Here is a 15,021-nt window from a genome sequence, read left to right as displayed (position 1 = left end):
GCTAAGCAGCTTAGTCAACAATCGGCAAAGTGAAGGACTAATTCCACGTTCCGCTGTGTCTGGCTGCACCGATGAAGGCGCCAGGGTCGAGGCAGGCATTCAGGCATTCAGGCATTCAGGCATCGGCGGCCATGGCCAGCTGCTTTTTCCACTCCCGAGGCGAATGCCCGGCGTGCGCCTTGAACGCCCGGGAGAACGCGGCTTCGCTGCCGTAGCCCACTTCGAACGCGATCATTTTGATCGGCCGTCCGCGACGCAGGGCCTTCTGCGCCAGGCGGACGCGCCAGCCCTGCAGATACTGGCCCGGCGTGGTGCCGACGGTCTCGCGGAAGGCCGTGGCGAACACGCTGCGCGACATCCCGGCAACGCTGGCCAGCTCCTCGAGCGTCCAGTCCTGTGCCGGCGCCTCGTGCATCGCCACCAGAGCATTGCGCAGGCGCGGGTGCGCCAGCCCGGACAGCAGCCCGCCATCCACCTCGTCGCTTTCCATCAGCTGGCGCAGAACCTGGATCATCACCACTTCGAGCAACCGTTCGACCAATGCCACGCGACCGCAGCGTTGCTCGAAGGCCTCCTCGAACAGCAGCGAGAGGATCGGCTCGGCGCCCCAGACCTGATCCAGCGGCAGGCAGACGACATCGGCCAGCGCCGAGGCGATCGGGTTGCTGGTGCCGCCTTCGAACGACAGGTTTGCGCAGACCATATCGGCGTTCTGCCCGGGGGCGATGATGAAACGGTGCGTCAGCGGGCGCGGAAAAAGTAACAGGCTGGGGCGCTCGACCTGCAGATTGTCCCTGCCGTAATGCACCTCGACGGCACCGCTGCGCACCAGATGCAGCTGTCCGTGCACGCCATCGCTTTGCAGCGTGTTGATGCCGCACAGGGGGCCGGTATTGAAAACCTGTGCGCTCATCGGGAAGTGGGTCATCAGCGCAGCGAGCCGGTCGGCCATCTTCGTACTCCTGGTCATGTTTTACGGATTCTACGTCACCAATAGTTTTTTCTGGCGAGCAGAATAGCTCTCACCGGGCAACAACGCCCTGGCCTACCGACAGAACAGGAACCGTAGCCATGACCATCGAAAAGATTCTCTACACCGCCACTGCAACCGCCACTGCAACCGCCACCGGCGGCCGTGAAGGTCGCGCCAGCTCCTCCGATCAGGCGCTCGACGTGCAGCTGTCCACGCCGCGTGAACTGGGCGGCGCCGGCGGCCCCGGCACCAACCCCGAGCAGCTGTTCGCTGCCGGCTACTCGGCCTGCTTTCTCGGCGCGCTGAAATTCGTCGCCGGCAAGCAGAAGGTCGCCCTGCCGGCCGACACCCGCATCACCGGCAAGGTCGGCATCGGCCAGATCCCTACCGGCTTCGGCATCGAAGCCGAGCTGACCATCAGCGCGCCCGGCATTGCCCACGACGTGTTGCAGGAGCTGGTCAACCAGGCCCACGTGGTCTGCCCGTACTCCAATGCCACCCGCGGCAACATCGACGTAACCCTGATCCTCGCCGACTGATCCAGCCCACCGCACCTACTAACAGGAGACACACGCCATGAATGCCATCATCCGCACCTTCACCCTCCCGCTGCTGGCCATCGCGATGCAGCCAGTTTTCGCCGCGCAGCCGGAGCAGACCACGCAACCGACATCCAGTATCGCCAGTGCTCGCACCGCCAGCACCATCACCACGGCCGATGGCGTGCAGCTGTACTACAAGGACTGGGGCCCGAAGGACGGTCCGGTGGTCACCTTCAGCCATGGCTGGCCGCTCAACTCGGATAGCTGGGAATCACAGATGCTGTTCCTCGCATCCGAGGGCTACCGAGTGGTCGCTCATGACCGCCGCGGCCATGGCCGCTCCAGCCAACCGTGGGAAGGCAACGACATGGATCACTACGCCGACGACCTGGCCGCGGTGATCGAGGCGCTGGACCTGAAGGATGTCACCCTGGTGGGCTTCTCCACCGGTGGCGGCGAGGTGGCGCGCTACATCGGCCGCCACGGCACCGAACGGGTGAAGAAGGCCGTGCTGGTCAGCGCCGTGCCGCCGATGATGCTGAAAACCGCGGATAACCCGGGTGGGCTGCCGCTGGAAGTGTTCGACGGCATCCGCAAGGCATCGCTGGAGGACCGCGCGCAGCTGTACCTCGACCTCGCCTCCGGCCCGTTCTATGGCTTCAATCGTCCGGGGGCGAAGGTCTCCCAGGGGTTGATCGACAGCTGGCGTGCCCAAGGGCTCCAGGCCGGGCACAAGAACACCTACGACTCCATCGCCGCCTTCTCGGCCACCGATTTTCGCGGCGACCTGAAGAAGTTCGATGTGCCGACGCTGGTGATCCACGGCGACGATGACCAGATCGTGCCGCTGGACAGCTCGGGCAAGGCATCCGCAGCGCTGATCAAGGATGCGAAGCTGATCGTCTATCCCGGCGCGCCGCACGGCCTGACCGACACCCACAAGGAGCGCTTCAACAACGATCTGCTGGCCTTTCTCAAGGAGTGATGCGCCGCGGCTTTATCGAGCGGCTCGCAGCACCGCGTCACTTGCCGCTCAGAAACGACAAACCCCGCTAGATGGCGGGGTTTGTCTGTGGACTGCGCTAAGGCAGACCAGATTTTCTACACGACGCCGATCAGGCGTTCTGGCGGATACCAGCGACCAGCCAAGGCTGGTTCTCGCCCTGGGCACGTTCCATGCGCCAGCTTTCACTGAACGGCTCGCCCTGGTCGAAGCGCGAAGTTTTCGCGGTGCCGGTGAAGGTCAGGGTCGCGGTGGTCTTCTCGGCATCGTCGTCGACGCCGTCGAGCTGGATTTGCAGATCGTCGATGTAGGTCGACTGATAGGCATCACCGATCTCGGCGCGCTCCTGCTTGAGGAAGCCCAGCAGCTGCGGGGTGACGAACTCGGAGATCTTGTCCATCTCGTTGGCGTCCCAGTGCTGCTGCAGCGAGAGGAAATGCTCGCGGGCTGCGGCGACGAAGCTCTGCTCGTTGAACCAGGCCGGGGCGTTGATCACCGGGGCGGCGGCAACCGGGGCGGCGCCGCCACCGAAGATGGAGGTCGACGGCTGCTGTGGCATGTCACGCTGCATCGGCGCATGGCCGGCCATGGCAGGCTGCTGCTGGCGACGGCGGGCGGCGAGGAAGCGGAACAGCAGGAACGCGATCACGCCGAAGATCAGGATATCCATGAACTGGATGCCCTCGAAGCCGTCGCCCATGAACATCGAGGCGAGCAGACCACCGGCGGCCAGACCGGCCAACGGGCCGAGCCAGCGCGAAGCACCGCTGGCGGCAGCGGGCGTCTGACGGCCAGCCTGATTCGGTGCGGCCTGGGTCTGTTGGGGCGCCTGGCGGGTCTGGTGGCTGGGCGCCGAGCCGAAGCTCTTGCCGCCGCCGAAACGCTTGGCGTGGGCGTCGAGCGCGAAGGTCAGGCTGATACACAGCGCCATGAAGATGCTAAGCACACGTTGCATTGAGTGTTCCCGCTGAAAAGAGTGGAGTACGCGCGCCATCCTGCCGAGGCAGGCAGGGGTTGGCCAGGGGCAGTATGTTACCGGCTTTTGCTTGCGACCGTTGGTCGCGCCAGGTCAGCGCTGGGCAAGATGCGAAAACGGAGCCTGACGGCTCCGTTCTGTGCTGCAGCGGGTTTAGCGCCAGTTGTACAGCTCCTTCTCGGAGATTTCGTGCATTGGCTTGACCTGTTCCTGGAAGGCTTTCATCGACGCCCAGATGCGGCCGTTCAGCTCGCTCTGTTCGGCCAGCTCGCCGAGCACCAGCTCCGACTGCTCCTGCATGGCGCCGAGCACTTCGTCGGGGAAGCGCTTGAGCTCCACGCCTTGCTGCTTGAGCTGGTCCAGCGCCAGGGCGTTGTTGTAGACGTAGTCATCCATCATGTCGCGGCTGGCCGCACGGGTCGCCTCGGTGAGGATCGCCTGCAGGTCCTCGGGCAGGGTATCCATCGCCTTCTGGTTCACCAGCAGCTCCAGCACCGCCTGCGGCTCCTGCCAGCCTGGGTAGTAGTAATACTTGGCGGCCTTGTGCAGGCCGAAGGCCAGATCGTTGTACGGGCTGACCCAGTCGGTCGCGTCGATCGCGCCGGTCTGCAGTGCGGTGAACACTTCGCCGCCAGGCAGATTCACGGTGGTCGCGCCGAGACGCGCCAGCACTTCGCCGCCGAGGCCCGGCATGCGGATCTTCAGCCCGCGCAGGTCGTCCAGCGAATCGATTTCCTTGTTGTACCAGCCGCCCATCTGCATGCCGGTGTTGCCGACCACCATCGGCTTCACGCCGAAAGGTGCATAGGCCTCTTCCCAGAACTTCTGGCCTTCGCCCTTGCTCAGCCAGGCGTTCATTTCGATGGCGGACAGGCCGAACGGTACCGAGGTGAAGAACTGCGCGGTGGGCACCTTGCCCTTCCAGTAGTAGGCGGCGCCGTGGCCCAGTTCGGCGGTGCCGCGGGAAACGGCATCGAACACTTCCAGCGCTGGGACCAGCTCACCGGCGGCGTAGACCTTGATGGTCAGGCGACCGTCGCTCATCACCTTGACGCGATCGGCCAGGCGCTCGGCGGCGGTGCCCAGGCCGGGATAGTTCTTCGGCCAGGCCGTGACCATCTTCCAGGTGTAGGTCTTGGCGGGTTCGCTGGCGGCTTGTTGGCCTGCGGTTTCGACGTTCTTGTCGTCATTGCAGCCGGCAAGGCCGAGGGTAGCAAGCAAGGCAGCGGCAGCACCGAACAGATGGCGGCGTTTCATGGGTCGGTATCCTTGGAAGATTCTTCTTATAGGAATGGCTTGTCGGTATGACGGGTTGACGTTAGCGTCAACCTCACAGGGCTTCAAGTTTTGCGTAGCTGAGCATCAGCCATTTGCTGCCCTCGTCCTCGAAATTCACCTGCACCCGCGCCTGGGCGCCGGAGCCTTCGAAGTTGAGGATGGTGCCTTCGCCGAACAGCGAATGGCGTACACGCTGGCCGAGGCTGAACGGCGTTTCCGGCACGCCGGCGCCGTCGAACAGCGACGAGCCGCTCATGCTCTTGCCGCTGAACGAGCGCGTCACGGTATTGCTCAGACGTACTTCCTGGATCAGCGCCGGCGGCACTTCGCGGACGAAACGCGAGATCTTGTTATAGGTCTCGCTGCCGTACAGCCGGCGCGTTTCGGCGTAGGTGATCACCAGCTGCTGCATGGCGCGGGTGATGCCGACGTAGGCCAGGCGGCGTTCTTCTTCCAGACGGCCGGATTCCTCCAGGCTCATCTTGTGCGGGAACAGGCCTTCTTCCATGCCGACCAGGAACACCAGCGGGAACTCCAGGCCCTTGGCGCTGTGCAGGGTCATCAGCTGCACGCTGTCCTCGTGGTCGCCGGCCTGCTGTTCGCCGGCCTCCAGCGAGGCGTGGTCGAGAAAGGCCGCCAGCGGTGACTGGACGTCGTCGTCCTCTTCGCTGTAGCTGTCGAAGGCGCGCGCGGCGGAGACCAGTTCCTCGAGGTTTTCCACCCGCGCCTGGGCTTTCTCGCCCTTTTCGTCGCGGTGATAGGCAAGCAGCCCGGACTGCTCGATGACCAGCTGCGCCATGCTGTGCAGCTGCATGCCTTCGACCTTCAGCGCCAGGGTATCGACCAGCTCGACAAAGGCGTTCAGCGCGCTGGCAGCGCGGCCGGAAACCGCCTTGGTACCGACCGCCTGATGCAGCGCCGCCCACATCGACAGGCCCTGATCACGCGCCAGCTGGCGCAGTGCTTCGACGGTCTTCTCGCCGATGCCGCGCGCCGGCACGTTGATCACCCGTTCCAGCGCCGCGTCGTTGTCGCGGGTCTGGATCAGGCGCAGGTAGGCCATGGCGTTCTTGATCTCGGCGCGCTCGAAGAAGCGCTGGCCGCCGTAGATGCGGTAGGGAATCTTCTCGCGCAGCAGCGCCTCTTCCAGCACCCGCGACTGGGCGTTGGAGCGGTAGAGGATGGCGATCTCGCTGCGGCTCATGCCGTCGCGGATGGCCTTCTCGATGCTCTCGACCACGTAGCGCGCTTCGTCGTGCTCGTTGAACGCGGCGTACAGGCTGATCGGCTCACCCTCGCAGCCGGAAGTCCAGAGCTCCTTGCCGAGACGGCCCTGGTTGTTGGCGATCAGCGCGTTGGCGGCCTTGAGGATGCAGGCGGTGGAGCGGTAGTTCTGCTCCAGGCGGATGGTTTCGGCGTCGGGGAAGTCCTGGCTGAACTGGTGCAGGTTCTCGATCCGCGCGCCGCGCCAGCCGTAGATAGACTGGTCGTCGTCGCCGACCACCATCAGGCTCTCGCCGCCCTTGGCCAGCAGCCGCAGCCAGGCGTACTGCACGGCGTTGGTGTCCTGGAACTCGTCCACCAGCACGTGGCGGAAACGCCGCTGGTAGTGATCGAGCAGGCCCGGGTGGTCGCGCCACAGGTCCAGGGCGCGCAGCAGCAGCTCGGAGAAGTCGATCACCCCGGCGCGGGCGCAGGCCTCTTCATAGGCTTCGTAGATCTTCAGCTGGGTGGCGAGGAACAGATCACCGCCGGCCTGGATGTTGCGCGGACGCAGGCCTTCGTCCTTCTGCGCGTTGATCCACCACTGCGCCTGGCGCGCTGGCCAGCGTTGCTCGTCGAGGCCGAGTTCGCGGATCACCCGCCTGACCAGCCGCTGCTGGTCGTCGGAATCGAGGATCTGGAAGTTCTGCGCCAGCTTGGCCTCCTGCCAGTGCGCGCGCAGCAGGCGGTGGGCCAGGCCGTGAAAGGTGCCCACCCACATGCCCTGCGGGTTCACGTGCAGCAGCTGCTCGATGCGCTGGCGCATCTCGGCGGCAGCCTTGTTGGTGAAGGTCACCGACAGGATCGAGTGCAGCGAGGCGCGTTCGACCTGGTGCAGCCACGCGATACGGTGCACCAGAACGCGGGTCTTGCCCGAGCCGGCGCCAGCCAATACCAGCTGGCGGCCAAGCGGCGCGGCCACGGCCTGGCGCTGAGCATCGTTGAGGGAATTCAGGAGGAGAGAGAGATCGTCATGCATCGCGGCATTCTATTGGAAATGCCTGCGCTGCGCTCGCCCTGCGGTCCATTTGGGGATGCCGTCTGCGGCAAACCGGCGCGGGCACGGTCCTGGTTGATCGCGCCTGGTGGAACCTTCCGCTGGTCGGCTGGAGTACCGATCGCCGTTTTTCCGACGCACCATGGTATGACGCGACGCCATCAACGTGCCATTATCGACGGTGGTATGGTTCCGAGGGAGCCTGTTTTAGGTGCAGTTATTACTAGAACAATATTCATGACCGATTCCATCCGAGCCGCCTGCCCGGCATCAACACAGCCATTGTCCCGCGGGGTGTCGGCGGCCGATATCGTTGCCGAGCGTACCCGGCTGCTGTATCGAGGTTCGCGCGTACCTGCCTGGCTGTTGTTGCTGACGACACTGGTTCTCGGCGTGGTGCTCTGGGGCGAGCAGGGCGGTGTCGAGCTCGGGCTGTGGCTGGGCTGGATGGGCGCGCTGGCACTGTTGCGCTTGCAGCAGATCTTCGCCTTCAACCGGGCTAGCCTCGATGCGCAAGCCGCGCCGTGCTGGCGTTGGCGCTTTCTGCTGGGCAGTGGCGCGTCTGCGCTGAGCCTGTGCTACGCAATGGTCGTGCTGGTGCCGGCTGATGTCTTTGTTACCCAGGCGCTGCTTTATGGGCTGATCGGTTCGGTCGTCGTGGCCGCGAGCGTCGCTTACGGGGTGTGCCTTCCCGCTTTCTTCAGTTTCGCCGTGCCAAGTCTGTTGCCCACCGGCCTTCTGCTGATGACCAGCGGGCATCCGCTGCAGCAGGGCTGGGGCTTGCTGGCGATGATCGTGCTGGCCACCCTCAGCCTGATCGGCTGGCAGATCAGCCGGCTGGTGAACGACGGGCTCGAACAGCGACTGCACAAGCAGCAACTGATCGAGCGGCTGGAAACCGCCGGCCGCGAAGCCGACCAGCTCAATCGCCGCCTGGCCTCGGAAGTGGAGCAGCGCCGCCATGCCGAAAAGCAGCTGCGCAGTGCCTTCGATGGCCTCGAACAGCGCGTCTCCGAGCGCACCGCGGAACTCGCGCAGCTCGCCGACGAGCTGGGCGAGAGCGAGGCGCGGCTGAATCTGGCGCTGGATGCCAGTGGCCTCGGGCTGTGGGACTGGGATCTGCAGAACAACCATGTGCATCATTCCCGCCTGGAAGTGGTGTTCGGCATCGGCCGGCAGCACCGTTACGACGAAGATGGCTCGCCGCTGCCGGACATCCATCCCAAGGATCTGGACGGCGTGCGCGCCACCCTGATCGCGCACCTGCGGGGTGAAACCGAGCAGTTCGCCGTCGAATACCGTGCACTGCGTGCCGACGGCAGCGAACTCTGGCTCGAGGACCGTGGCCGGGTGATCCAGCGCGATGCCGCTGGCCGTGCCCTGCGCATGATCGGTACCCGCCGCGACATCAGCGAACTGCGTCGCCAGGCCGAACAGCAGCGCCTGGCGGCGACGGTGTTCGAAGCCGCCAGCGAAGGCATGGTGATCATGAACGATCGCTACCGCGTGCTGGCGGTCAACGACGCCTGCTGCGCGCTGTCCGGCTACAGCCGCGAGGAGCTGCTCGGGCACAGCGTGGCGCGCATCGCCGGCTCGCCGGAGAGTCAGCGTCAGTACCAGGCCATGCGCGAAGCGCTGGAGCTGCACGGTCACTGGCAGGGCGAGCTGATCGAGACCCGCAAGAGCGGCGAGGTCTACCCGCAGTGGGTGCAGCTGCGCGAAGTGCGCGATGCCAGCGACAGCGTCACTCATGTGGTCGCGTTCATCTCCGACCTCAGCGTGCGGCGCAAGATCGAGGAACGCCTGCGCTATCTGACCCATTACGACGATCTCACCGGGCTGGCCAACCGTGGCCTGCTCAAGGAGCGTCTGCACGAGGCCTGCCAGCGGGTGCGTCGCAACGGTCGCAACATGGCGGTGCTCTACATCGATCTGGACCGCTTCAAGCTGCTCAACGAAAGCCTGGGCCATGAGTCCGCTGACGCATTGCTGCGCGAGATATCGCGGCGGATCACCCAGACCCTGGCCGATGCCGACACCATCGCGCGGCTGTCCGGCGACGAGTTCGTCGTACTGTTCGATGCCTATGGCAGCCTCAGCAGCCTCGCGCACCTGGGCAGCCGTTTGCTGCAGCGAATCCGCAAGCCGCTGATCATCGATGAGCAGGAGCTGGTCATCAGCGCCTCCATCGGCGTCAGCCTGATGCCGGACAACAGCCGTGATGCGGAAGTGCTGCTGCGCCAGGCGAACATGGCCATGCAGCAGGCCAAACACCTGGGCGGCAACACGCTGCAGTTCTTCACCGACCGACCGCAGGCGTCGAGCATGCAGTACCTGCAGCTGGAGAATCAGCTGCGCAAGGCGCTGGAAGTCGGTCAGCTGGAGGTCTTCTACCAGCCACGCCTGAGCCTGGCTGGCGATGCCCTGGAAGCCGCCGAAGCGCTGGTGCGCTGGCGTCATCCGCAGCGCGGACTGGTCGCGCCGGCGCACTTCATTCCGCTGGCGGAAGAAACCGGTTTGATCATTCCGCTCGGTGAGTTCGTCTTGCGTGAGGCCTGCCGCCAGGCGCGCCAGTGGCAGCAGGACGGGCTGGCCGAGATTCGCGTGTCGGTGAATCTTTCGGTCAAGCAGCTGCGCCAGGGCAACTTCGTCAGCCTGGTGCGCCAGGTGCTGGAGGAAACCGGGCTGCCGGCGACCATGCTGGAGCTGGAGTTGACCGAAAGCCAGCTACTGGACGACATCGACAATGCCATCAGCATCAGCGAGCAGCTGCGCGCGTTGGGCGTGCGGCTGGCGATCGACGACTTCGGCACCGGCTTCTCGTCGCTGAGTTACCTCAAGCGCTTCCCGGTGGACTACGTGAAGATCGACCGCTCGTTCATCAGCGAGCTGGAGCATTCCAGCCAGGATGCGGCGATTACCCGGGCGATCATCGCCATGGTCCACAGCCTGGAACGCAAGGTGGTGGCCGAGGGTGTGGAAACCCAGGCGCAGATGGATTTCCTCAAGGCCAACCAGTGCGACGAAATCCAGGGTTACCTGCTCAGCCCGCCGGTGCCGGCCGAGCAGTTCGCCGAGCTGCTGCGCTAGGCTGCGGCGTCGCGATGCGACGCCAGCTACGCGCTCAACCGCGCGTGGTGCTGCCGTCCAGCTCGCGCATCAGCAGGGCGTAGCGCAGATCGACGTCTTCCGGCACCGGCAGGTATACCGTATGGCCGTCGCCCGGTGCCACCTCGATGGCATCGCCGCGCTTGTTCTCCAGCCGCTCAAGACGCAGGTTGAGATTGCCCTGCGGCGTCATCAGCTCCAGCCGGTCGCCCACCGCGAAGCGGTTCTTCACCTTCACCTCGGCCAGGCCGTTGCGCCGCTCGCCGGTCAGCTCGCCGACGAACTGCTGGCGCTCGGAGAGCGAGAAGCCGCGTTCGTAGTTCTGGTATTCGTCATGCACGTGGCGACGCAGGAAGCCTTCGGTGTAGCCGCGGTGGGCCAGTGATTCGAGGGTGTCCATCAGCGACCTGTCGAACGGCCGGCCGGCGAGCGCATCGTCGATGGCCTTGCGGTAGACCTGCGCGGTGCGTGCCACGTAGTAGTGGCTCTTGGTGCGGCCTTCGATCTTCAGCGAGTGGACGCCCATCTGCACCAGGCGCTCGACGTGCTGCACGGCGCGCAGGTCCTTGGAGTTCATGATGTAGGTACCGTGCTCGTCCTCGAAGGCGGACATGAATTCGCCCGGACGGCTACTGTCCTCGAGCAGGAATACCTCATCGGTCGGCGCGCCGACGCCGAGAGTCGGCTCGGGGCTGGCAGCCTGTGCCGGTTGCACGACGATGGGCTCGTACTTGTGCACGATGTCGCCGACTTCGTTCTCCTTGGCCTCGTGGGTCTTGTATTCCCAGCGGCAGGCGTTGGTGCAGGTGCCCTGGTTGGGATCGCGCTTGTTGATGTAGCCCGACAGCAGGCAGCGGCCGGAATAGGCCATGCACAGCGCGCCATGGACGAACACTTCCAGCTCCATGCCCGGCACCTGTTCGCGGATCTCGCCGATCTCCTCCAGCGACAGCTCGCGGGACAGGATCACCCGGCTGACGCCCTGGCTTTCCCAGAACTTCACCGTCGCCCAGTTCACTGCGTTGGCCTGCACCGAGAGGTGGATGGTCTGCTGCGGGAAATGCTGGCGCACCAGCATGATCAGCCCGGGGTCGGACATGATCAGCGCATCCGGTCCCATCGCCACCACCGGCTCCAGATCCTTGATGAAGGTCTTCAGCTTGGCGTTGTGCGGGGCGATGTTGACCACCACGTAGAACTGCTTGCCCAGCGCATGCGCCTCGTCGATGCCGAGCTTGAGGTTGGCATGGTCGAACTCGTTGTTGCGCACGCGCAGGCTGTAGCGCGGCTGCCCGGCGTACACCGCATCGGCGCCGTAGGCGAAGGCATAGCGCATGGATTTCAGCGTGCCGGCAGGCGACAGCAGCTCGGTGCGGTAGGGGGTGCTCATGGCGCGGGACTCGCAGGAGGGCATCGAAGAAGCGCGGCATTTTACTGCGCTCGGCGGTCGATTGCGCGTCGTCTGCGATATTCGGGGTGAGGCGCAATGGCGCCCCGCCTGAGCGGGACGCCGAGGATCAGGCGGCGGGCGCTTCCTTGAGCATGGCGTAGAGCCGGTCCTTGAGCTGCAGCTTCTCCTTCTTCAGGGTCTCGACCTCGCTGTCGGTGCCCGGGACGATGTGCGCTTCGATGTTCTTGACCCGCTGATCCAGCTCGTTGTGCTCGTCGAACAGGCGGGCAAAGGTCTTGTTTTCCGCCTTCAGGCGGGTGATCAGGTCGCGGTACTCGGGGAACATGGCAACTCCTGCGGCATGGATGAGCGGCTTGGGCAGATCGGCTCGGGCCGAGCTGCCTCGTGCTTCCATGGTCGTACCGGTGCTTGCCTGTGGTATTGACCCGCGTCATACGCAGTCGGGAAGCCGGACAGCAAAACGCCGGGACGGCCCGGCGTTTCGGTCTTGCGTCTGAATCAGGCCGCTGCGATCACATCGCCGTGATTTTCCGGCTCGATCAGTGCGCGGTGCAGCGCAGCGATGGCGGCGTCGTAGTCCTCTTCGTTGACTACACACTGCATCTCCACCTGGCGGATAGACTGGTGGATCGCCTGGATGCTGATGCCCGCCTCGGCCAGAGCGGCTACGGTCTTGGCGAGGATACCCTTGACCTTGAGGTCGGAGCCGATCGCCGAAACGATGGCCAGGTTGTGCACCGTGACCTCGGCGGCCGGGTAGTGCTCCTCGATCAGCCGCGCGGCGCGGTTGATCAGTTTGCGCGAACCGGAGGCGTAGTAGGTGATGCTGTTGGCGTCGGAATCCTTGTTTACCACGTAGAGCTTGAGCTGTTTGAGCAGCTTGCTGATCTCCATGTCGTGGCTGATGTCGCCGAGCATGTCCTGGTCGAACACCTCGATGCCGAAGACGTCCTTGCGCCCGGCGATGATCTCGACGCAGGGCTTCTCGGACTTGTAGTCCTGGCTGATCAGCGTGCCGCCATGCTCGGGCTCGAAGGCATTCTTGATGCGCAGCTCGACACCGGCACGGCGCAGGGTCTTGGCCGCACGTGGGTGGATCGCCTCCATGCCGAGGTTCGAGAGCTGGTCGGCGACGTCGTAGTTGGTGCGGCCGATGGTGACCACCTTGTCGGCACCCACCAGATTCGGGTCGGCGGAAGAGAGGTGGAATTCCTTGTGGATGATCGCCTCATGGGCGCCGGTGGCAGCGGCGATCTGGGCGAAGGTGATCTCGCTGTAGCCGCGGTCGTAGGTGTTCATCAGGCCTTCGGCGCAGTGCGTATAGCCGGTGGCGACCACCAGTTCGCGACTCAGGTCGAAGCCGGCGAAATGGCTGGCGATCATCTCCTCGAACGGCAGCGGCGCTTCCTGCTGCCAGCCGGTGAGGTCGGCCAGACGGGCGTTGACACCACGCTGCTTGAGCGCCAGCACCGAGTTGAATGCGCTGTGCGCCTCACCGAGGGAGGCAAGCATTTCGCGCACCTTCATCAGGTGCTCGGAGAGCTGGAAGTGGCCGTAGGCGCAGAGCTTCTGCAGGCTGTGCATGCACTCGCTGGCATCGTCGATGCGCGAGTTGATGAACTGGTTGGCGGCGTGCAGTTCGTACTCGGAGCTGAACAGCTCGGCATTTTTTTCCAGCATGCGCCGGCGCACCTGTTCCAGTGCCTCACGCCAGGCGCCTTCGTTCTGCGCATCGGCGAAACGCTGATAGACACCGGGCTCGCCGGTCTTCTTGTGTTCCAGCAGCAGGTTGGTCATGCCGCTGTAGGCCGAGACGACGAAGATGCGCTGGTACAGCGCTGCGCCTTCACGGTGGCCGATGAAGATGTTGTCGAGGACTTCCTCGAAGCGGCTCATCGACGTGCCGCCGATCTTTTCTACGGTATGCATATTTTTATTGCGTCCGAATCTGGCAGGCCGTTGACGGGCCCGGCGCGGCTGGCGCACCTGTCGATCAACGAGCTGAAAGTGAATTCATCCCTGGGCCGTAAGTGATCGGCCAGGCCGGGGGATCAGGCCCGTCATCAGACGCGCCCAATCGCCTCAGAGATACTGTTGCGGCTGAATGTCCAGCGGCTTGAACGTCTCGCGCTCGGCGACGAATGCCGGGCGGGGTTTCTGCTCGCAGAACGGCGGCTGCACGGCATTATCCACGTGGTTGTAGACGTAGAACAGATTGCTTCGCGCGCTGGGTGTGATGTTGCCGTTGGAGCCGTGCATGGTGTTGCAGTCGAAGAACACCACGCTGCCCGCGGGGCCGGTGGCGCAGTCGATGCCGAAGCGGCTGGCCAGCTCGCTCAGGCTGTTCTGGTCAGGCACACCGAACTCCTGCTTGCGCAGGGATTTCTCGTAGTGGTTCTCCGGCGTGGCGCCGACGCAGCGCACGTAGTGCTTGTGTGAGCCAGGCATCAGCATCAGCGGGCCGTTGTGCGGCTCGTTGTCGGTCAACAGAATCGAGCAGGACAGGCACCGCATGCGCGGCATGCCGTCCTCGACGTGCCAGGTCTCGAAGTCTGAGTGCCAGTAGAACTCCTTGCCGGTGAAGCCGGGCTTGAAGTTCATCCGCGACTGATGCACGTACAGATCACCACCGAGAATGAAGCGGGCGATGCCGGCGGTGCGCTCGTCGGCAGCCACGCGGGCGAACAGATCGTTGTCGCTATGAATGTCGAACACCGAGCGGATTGCGCCGCTATCGGGTTCCTTGATGGTCTTGCCGGAACCGGCGACGGCGGGGTCCTGGCGCATGCGCTCGAGTTCGGCACGGAACACCGCCACTTCGTCGGCGCTGAACAGATTGGGAATGACCAGGTAGCCGTCGCGCTCGAAACGCTCGATCAGCTCCGCCGCTATCGGCGCATTCTCCAGGTCGCTGCGGTAGACGACCGGATCCAGGCGTTCCTGCCAGCTGGGCTGGTCTTCCTGGCGCGAGGGATACAGGTCGGCTTGCATAGGGTTCACGCTTACCTCCTTTTCTTGTGATGGGGGGCGGCTCGGCGGCCGCCCCGGTAAACCGGTATCAGACGGTTTCGGCCTCCAGCGGATAGACGCCGCTCTCGTCATGCACTTCCTTGCCGTTGAGCGGCGGGTTGAAGACGCAGGCCATCTTCATGTCCTCGCTACCGCCACGCAGCAGGTGCTCGTCGTGCTTGTCGAGGATGTACAGCGTGCCGGGTTCGATCTTGTAGATCTTGCCGTCGGCGATGGTCTCGATCTCGCCGTTGCCGCTCATGCAGTACACCGACTCCAGATGGTTCTGGTAGTGGATGTGCGTCTCGCTGCCGGCGTAGATGGTGGTGATGTGGAACGAGAAACCCATGTTGTCGTCTTTGAGCAACAGGCGGGTGCTGTCCCAGGTGCCGGTCTTGCTGTGGACCTTGCGGTCGGTCTGCTCGCACTCGGCGAGGGTTCTGACGATCATTGCAAATACC

12 protein-coding genes are annotated in these 15,021 nt (G+C 64.5%); 3 read left to right on the top strand and 9 right to left on the bottom strand.

All coding sequences use genetic code 11. The features are described 5' to 3' along the window. Nucleotides 1-115: 115 nt before the first annotated feature. A complete protein-coding gene (locus tag LO50_RS02270; RefSeq protein ID WP_044313976.1) occupies nucleotides 116-952 on the bottom strand; it encodes an AraC family transcriptional regulator in 837 nt (278 codons plus the stop codon). A gap of 119 nt (nucleotides 953-1,071) precedes the next feature. Here LO50_RS02270 and LO50_RS02265 point away from each other — a divergent pair, with 119 nt between their 5' ends. Together LO50_RS02265 and LO50_RS02260 are read left to right on the top strand one after the other, a co-directional pair. Continuing rightward, nucleotides 1,072-1,512, top strand: a complete 441-nt coding sequence (locus LO50_RS02265; RefSeq protein ID WP_044313975.1) for an organic hydroperoxide resistance protein — start codon at nucleotides 1,072-1,074, stop codon at nucleotides 1,510-1,512. Nucleotides 1,513-1,549: 37 nt separating this feature from the next. After that, on the top strand, nucleotides 1,550-2,500 hold the full coding sequence (locus LO50_RS02260) for an alpha/beta fold hydrolase (RefSeq protein ID WP_044313974.1): 951 nt from the start codon (nucleotides 1,550-1,552) through the stop codon (nucleotides 2,498-2,500). A 130-nt stretch (nucleotides 2,501-2,630) separates the two neighbouring features. Here the strand turns inward: LO50_RS02260 and LO50_RS02255 are convergent, their stop codons facing one another. The 3 genes from LO50_RS02255 to uvrD form a co-directional block, all read right to left on the bottom strand. Beyond that, complete coding sequence (locus tag LO50_RS02255) at nucleotides 2,631-3,473, bottom strand: Tim44 domain-containing protein (RefSeq protein WP_044313973.1); 843 nt, start codon at nucleotides 3,471-3,473, stop codon at nucleotides 2,631-2,633. Between the two features lie 174 nt (nucleotides 3,474-3,647). Further along, entirely contained in the window at nucleotides 3,648-4,751 is a 1,104-nt protein-coding gene (locus tag LO50_RS02250) for a TRAP transporter substrate-binding protein (RefSeq protein WP_014822045.1), read from the bottom strand. A 73-nt stretch (nucleotides 4,752-4,824) separates the two neighbouring features. Continuing rightward, entirely contained in the window at nucleotides 4,825-7,014 is a 2,190-nt protein-coding gene (uvrD, locus tag LO50_RS02245; RefSeq protein WP_044313972.1) for a DNA helicase II, read from the bottom strand. A gap of 255 nt (nucleotides 7,015-7,269) precedes the next feature. Between uvrD and LO50_RS02240 the strand changes: the two genes are divergently transcribed. Further along, entirely contained in the window at nucleotides 7,270-10,122 is a 2,853-nt protein-coding gene (locus tag LO50_RS02240) for a putative bifunctional diguanylate cyclase/phosphodiesterase (RefSeq protein ID WP_044313971.1), read from the top strand. A gap of 34 nt (nucleotides 10,123-10,156) precedes the next feature. On the opposite strand, the gene trhP is transcribed toward LO50_RS02240, so the two are convergent. The 5 genes from trhP to LO50_RS02215 all read right to left on the bottom strand — a co-directional run bounded on the left by trhP (nucleotide 10,157) and on the right by LO50_RS02215 (nucleotide 15,011). Further along, nucleotides 10,157-11,530, bottom strand: coding sequence for a prephenate-dependent tRNA uridine(34) hydroxylase TrhP (trhP, locus tag LO50_RS02235; RefSeq protein WP_044313970.1), 1,374 nt, complete (start codon nucleotides 11,528-11,530; stop codon nucleotides 10,157-10,159). A 127-nt stretch (nucleotides 11,531-11,657) separates the two neighbouring features. Then, nucleotides 11,658-11,876: an HP1242/YdcH family protein gene (locus tag LO50_RS02230; RefSeq protein WP_041015392.1), complete on the bottom strand. Its 219-nt coding sequence runs from the start codon at nucleotides 11,874-11,876 to the stop codon at nucleotides 11,658-11,660. A gap of 173 nt (nucleotides 11,877-12,049) precedes the next feature. Beyond that, nucleotides 12,050-13,480 carry an aspartate kinase gene (locus LO50_RS02225; RefSeq protein WP_044313969.1) on the bottom strand — a complete coding sequence of 477 codons (1,431 nt, stop codon included), beginning with the start codon at nucleotides 13,478-13,480 and terminating at the stop codon, nucleotides 12,050-12,052. Nucleotides 13,481-13,633: 153 nt separating this feature from the next. Continuing rightward, the gene (thpD, locus tag LO50_RS02220) at nucleotides 13,634-14,542 is read right to left on the bottom strand and encodes an ectoine hydroxylase (RefSeq protein WP_044313968.1); all 909 of its coding nucleotides are present in this window, start codon (nucleotides 14,540-14,542) and stop codon (nucleotides 13,634-13,636) included. 67 nt (nucleotides 14,543-14,609) lie between these two features. After that, the gene (locus tag LO50_RS02215; RefSeq protein ID WP_003284068.1) at nucleotides 14,610-15,011 is read right to left on the bottom strand and encodes an ectoine synthase; all 402 of its coding nucleotides are present in this window, start codon (nucleotides 15,009-15,011) and stop codon (nucleotides 14,610-14,612) included. Nucleotides 15,012-15,021 lie beyond the last annotated feature (10 nt).

Origin of the sequence: Stutzerimonas stutzeri (assembly GCF_000935215.1) — a bacterium.
In the GTDB taxonomy this organism is placed as follows: Bacteria; Pseudomonadota; Gammaproteobacteria; order Pseudomonadales; family Pseudomonadaceae; genus Stutzerimonas.
The sequence above is the reverse complement of the archived record's forward strand: the minus strand, read 5'-3'. Positions and strand labels throughout refer to the sequence as shown.

What these genes read in the sequence shown, in the direction of transcription:
- LO50_RS02270 (WP_044313976.1), bottom strand. Translation starts at nt 952, where the DNA reads ATGGCCGACCGGCTCGCTGCGCTGATGACCCACTTCCCGATGAGCGCA.
- LO50_RS02265 (WP_044313975.1), top strand. Translation starts at nt 1,072, where the DNA reads ATGACCATCGAAAAGATTCTCTACACCGCCACTGCAACCGCCACTGCA.
- LO50_RS02260 (WP_044313974.1), top strand. Translation starts at nt 1,550, where the DNA reads ATGAATGCCATCATCCGCACCTTCACCCTCCCGCTGCTGGCCATCGCG.
- LO50_RS02255 (WP_044313973.1), bottom strand. Translation starts at nt 3,473, where the DNA reads ATGCAACGTGTGCTTAGCATCTTCATGGCGCTGTGTATCAGCCTGACC.
- LO50_RS02250 (WP_014822045.1), bottom strand. Translation starts at nt 4,751, where the DNA reads ATGAAACGCCGCCATCTGTTCGGTGCTGCCGCTGCCTTGCTTGCTACC.
- uvrD (WP_044313972.1), bottom strand. Translation starts at nt 7,014, where the DNA reads ATGCATGACGATCTCTCTCTCCTCCTGAATTCCCTCAACGATGCTCAG.
- LO50_RS02240 (WP_044313971.1), top strand. Translation starts at nt 7,270, where the DNA reads ATGACCGATTCCATCCGAGCCGCCTGCCCGGCATCAACACAGCCATTG.
- trhP (WP_044313970.1), bottom strand. Translation starts at nt 11,530, where the DNA reads ATGAGCACCCCCTACCGCACCGAGCTGCTGTCGCCTGCCGGCACGCTG.
- LO50_RS02230 (WP_041015392.1), bottom strand. Translation starts at nt 11,876, where the DNA reads ATGTTCCCCGAGTACCGCGACCTGATCACCCGCCTGAAGGCGGAAAAC.
- LO50_RS02225 (WP_044313969.1), bottom strand. Translation starts at nt 13,480, where the DNA reads ATGCATACCGTAGAAAAGATCGGCGGCACGTCGATGAGCCGCTTCGAG.
- thpD (WP_044313968.1), bottom strand. Translation starts at nt 14,542, where the DNA reads ATGCAAGCCGACCTGTATCCCTCGCGCCAGGAAGACCAGCCCAGCTGG.
- LO50_RS02215 (WP_003284068.1), bottom strand. Translation starts at nt 15,011, where the DNA reads ATGATCGTCAGAACCCTCGCCGAGTGCGAGCAGACCGACCGCAAGGTC.